The organism is Ilumatobacter sp. (genome assembly GCF_041688325.1).
Lineage (GTDB): Bacteria > Actinomycetota > Acidimicrobiia > Acidimicrobiales > Ilumatobacteraceae > Ilumatobacter_A.
Genome location: NZ_JBDNIJ010000355.1, coordinates 1 through 3,839 on the forward strand (window position 1 = coordinate 1; position 3,839 = coordinate 3,839).

Annotated in this window: 5 protein-coding genes; 2 read left to right on the plus strand and 3 right to left on the minus strand. The window is 61.4% G+C overall.

All coding sequences use genetic code 11. The features are described 5' to 3' along the window. A partial coding sequence (locus tag ACH2EI_RS18510; RefSeq protein ID WP_395161089.1) for an ABC transporter permease occupies window positions 1–1,639 on the plus strand: 1,639 nt, incomplete at its 5' end. Between the two features lie 247 nt (window positions 1,640–1,886). Then, complete coding sequence (locus tag ACH2EI_RS18515) at window positions 1,887–2,204, plus strand: hypothetical protein (protein WP_395153127.1); 318 nt, start codon at window positions 1,887–1,889, stop codon at window positions 2,202–2,204. Between the two features lie 245 nt (window positions 2,205–2,449). Here the strand turns inward: ACH2EI_RS18515 and ACH2EI_RS18520 are convergent, their stop codons facing one another. The 3 genes from ACH2EI_RS18520 to ACH2EI_RS18530 form a co-directional block, all read right to left on the minus strand. Further along, entirely contained in the window at window positions 2,450–3,109 is a 660-nt protein-coding gene (locus ACH2EI_RS18520; protein WP_395161091.1) for a hypothetical protein, read from the minus strand. Window positions 3,110–3,296: 187 nt separating this feature from the next. Next, on the minus strand, window positions 3,297–3,665 hold the full coding sequence (locus ACH2EI_RS18525) for a VOC family protein (RefSeq protein WP_395161093.1): 369 nt from the start codon (window positions 3,663–3,665) through the stop codon (window positions 3,297–3,299). A 12-nt stretch (window positions 3,666–3,677) separates the two neighbouring features. Further along, window positions 3,678–3,839, minus strand: a 162-nt coding sequence (locus ACH2EI_RS18530; RefSeq protein WP_395161095.1) for a citrate/2-methylcitrate synthase, incomplete at its 5' end; no start/stop codon positions are given.

A 3,839-nucleotide genomic window follows, 5' to 3' on the forward strand; every position in this document is an offset into this window, starting at 1 on the left:
GTACAGCTTTGTCGGCTTTGCTGGGCTGGGCCTGTGGTGGACACGTGGGCGACGGGCAGGCCTCGTGGGAGCTGTCGGAGCCTCGTACTTCGGTGTTGTCGACGTCTGGGACGAAGCACTGAGCACGTTGTCGCTGATGAGCGTCGCGGTGATCCTGGCACTGTTGATCGGCATCCCGCTCGGGGTGATGAGCTCACGAAGCGACAAGGTGCAGCGCATCGTGCGGCCCGTCCTCGATGCCATGCAGACCTTCCCGGGCTTCGTCTATCTCATTCCGTTCACGCTGTTGTTCAGTATCGGGCCGGTGCCGTCGTTGCTGGCCACACTGATCTTCGCACTGCCGCCGATCATTCGATCAACCGACCTCGGCATTCGTGAGCTTCCGTCAGGCGTCATCGACGCGGCGGACATGTTCGGCGCAACGGAACGCCAGACACTGTTCAAGGTTCGCTTTCCGCTCGCCCGGCCAGCGATCCTCGTCGGTCTGAACCAGACGATCAACATGGCACTGAGCCTTGTTGTCATCGCAGCACTCATCGGCGCAGGTGGCGTCGGAGCAACCGTCGTCCGTGCACTGCAAAATCAGGATGTTGGGGTCGCCGCAGAGAGCGGGCTGGCGATCGTCGTGATGGCGATCATGCTCGATCGTTTCTTCTCCGGATTGGCTGATCCAACGTCGCGTCACGACACGGCGACCATCAAACGTCTCGCGATCGCAGGTGTTCCGATCGCGCTCGTTGGTGGCGTCGTTGGACTCAAGGAGTTTCCGTCCGCAGTGTCATGGCACTTCGCTTCGGCAGTTGACAGCGTGGTGCGCTGGGCGCAGATCAACCTCTTTAACATCGCTGACTCCGGCATCGGCACTGGCCCGTTCAGCGACTTCGTCACCCTGAAGTTCATCACGCCCTTGCGTGAATTGTTCTCGCAAGACATTCCCTGGCCGGTGATGATCGCGCTGGTTGCGCTGGTTGCACTGCTGCTGGCCGGTTGGAAGTTGGCTGTCGGTGTCGCCGCCGCATTGGGTTCGATTGGACTGCTCGGTATGTGGGAGTTGTCGATGGACACCCTTGCGCAGTGTTTGGTTGCGGTGACGATGACGCTCATGCTGGGCATTCCGATCGGTGTCTGGACGGCGCGGTCTGACCGAGCGCGTGCGATAGCTCGGCCAGTGCTGGACTTCTTGCAGACGATCCCGAGCTTCGTGCTGCTCATCCCTGTCGTCATGTTGTTCAACGTCGGGCGCGTGCCGGGGATCATGGCCTCGGTGCTGTACGCGATCCCTGCAGCAATTCACTACTCCGACCTGGGGTTGCGGGGTGTGCCCGAGTCAACGCGAGAGGCAGCAACCTCGTTTGGAGCGTCGGGTCGGCAGCGTCTGTTCAAGGTCGACCTCCCTCTCGCTGCCCCCCAGATCATGACTGCGGTGAATCAGACAATCATGCTCGTGCTGGCCATGGTGGTGATCGCCGGCCTCGTCGGTGGCGGCGGCCTCGGCCTCGAAACAGTCCGGGCACTCCGCCGCAGTGACAGTGTTGGGACTGGCTTCGAAGCAGGAATTGCGATCGTGCTCATGGCAGGAGTCTTGGACCAGCTCACCCGAGCTGTCGCCGACCGCTTCCGCCCACCCGCCGCTCACTGAGCGGTCTCTGGCGCGAGAACATCGACGATTCTGCAGGGTGCTGTGGGTTGCGGCGCCGATACTGAGTTCAGCTCGACGTTCTGTACTTCGCTGAACGATTGCCGTTGCGGCGAGCCGTAGCCGTCCCGCACCTTACTCGAGGCGACGCCGGCTCCAACGAAGAAACGGCTCCCACGATGAGCAGAAATGTTCCGAGGGCGCCCCAATTTCGCAACTTGGCCCACGGCGCTTGTACGGTTTGTCTCTCATGTCGAATCAGAAGCTGACCCCACTGCAGGAATCCGAAGCGAAGCGGCGCGCAGCAGCCGCTGCGAAGGTCAACAAGCAGCCGCGCATCTTCAGCGAGGCTGAACGGGCCACGCGCAAGGAACGGGTGGGCATGGCCAAAGATGCGCTCGCGCGCTCGGTCGGTGCCAAGGGTGATCATGTCGTCACAGGTCGCGCCGCTCTCAAGAAGTACCTGCAGAAAATGAACGAGCCGAATCAGCCCGACGATGCACGGTTCGAGATGCTCATCGAGGCACCGTTTAAGGCGCCGCCGAAGAAGCGTGACAACGACCGCTGATTCCGAGCGGAGGGTGGCCCGGCTGTCGTCGGGCCTGGGCCCGTAGGGAAGTCGGGGACGAAGCGGTGGCGGTCGCCGTGGATCTGCGTAGCTCGCCTGTTGATGGGCCTCGGCTCAGCCCGGCGCTGTCTTCATGTACGTTCAGTCGTACATTTTGACCTCTGAACCGTGATGCAGCAAGTCTCTCGATGCCCTCGGCGTGCAGTTTCGCCCGCAGAGCAACGCAGCTCTGCGGGCGATGGGCGTCAGAGGGTGGCGATGGGAAGCGTCGCGATGTACATCGCTGCCGCGATCCAGAGCAGTGCTCCGCCGCCGAGCAGAACGCGCTTCACGCGATCGGTTTGGAGAACCGTCGAAATGCCTGCAAAGAACAGAACTGAGGCAAGAATTGTCGAGACGAGCACGTACTTGTCGCCCGTGGTGTTGTTCTTCGCCCCTTCTTCGAACTTGGCGTCAGACGCTTCAATGGTTTCGTCGCCTGCGGCATAGAACGACTGGTAGTACGCCTCCGTGAAGGGGAAATCGAGGTCGTTGTCGAACCACTCGTTGACTGCAGCTTCACCCTCTGCGGACATATTGGTGGTGATGAAGTCGACAGTGTCGAGGGCAGCATCTTCGTCGGCGCCAGGTTGGTTGAGCTGGAGGACGACTTCGACGAAGAGCGTTTGATCGAGCGAAATGATTGCACCGGCTTCGCCGTATTCGCTTGCTGCATCCGTCGACAGTCGGGCCGACTCAGTGAGCGCCTTGTCTTGCAGCCCACCCCAGAGGTTGGCCTGGTAGGAGCCCCAGGCGATCGCCACAGTTGCCAGACCGAGCAGGACTGCCGCGACGATTTCGAACCGTTGCTTCTTCTTTGACTGCAGCTCAGCCAGCTCGTCAGTCACGGTACTTGTGTCGGTCATTTTTGCTCCTGGGATGATGTCGGTCTAGGACCAAATGGAACGTGGTGTTCCGCGCCGCGACCGTACTGCCCAGTTTGTGTCATTTCAGCAGCCGGCGACGATGGAGCGCCAACGCTGGCGAAGTCGGCGCAGCGCGATGCCGAACACCGTTCGCAGCGTGCACTCAATGTCGGAGTGGTTCATCAGGTCAGCGCTCGGGTTTCCAGAGTTCGATTCGGTTGCCCTCAGGGTCGTGGAGGAACACGGAGTGCCCGTCCCACTGCCGCATCGGGTCTGAGGTCTCGACCTGGTGTGCCGCGAGGCGGGCGCATTCCGCAGCGAGATCGTCGACCTGCCAGCTGAGCGTGATGCCAGTGCCGCCGCTTGGGGCGATCGATGTGCGGGAGGCGTCGGCGACGCTGAGACGTGCGGCATCGTGCAGGGCGAATTCGACGAACCAATCAACCTCGTGCGTTGGTTCGAGCGCGATGACATCGCGGTAAAAGGCAACGGTGTCGGCCCACTCGATGCAGTAGAGAATGGTGTTGGAGCGACGGACGTTCACCGAATCAGCCAATCATGTTTGGTGTCAGCGGCCGGTGATTGGCGTATATGCCCGCTCTGCCTCGCCGGTGTAGATCTGACGCGGCCGGCTGATCTTCGAGTTTTGTTCGAGCGACTCTTGCCAGTGCGCGAGCCACCCAGGCATACGACCGATCGTGAACAGTACGGTGAACATGTTGAGGGGGAA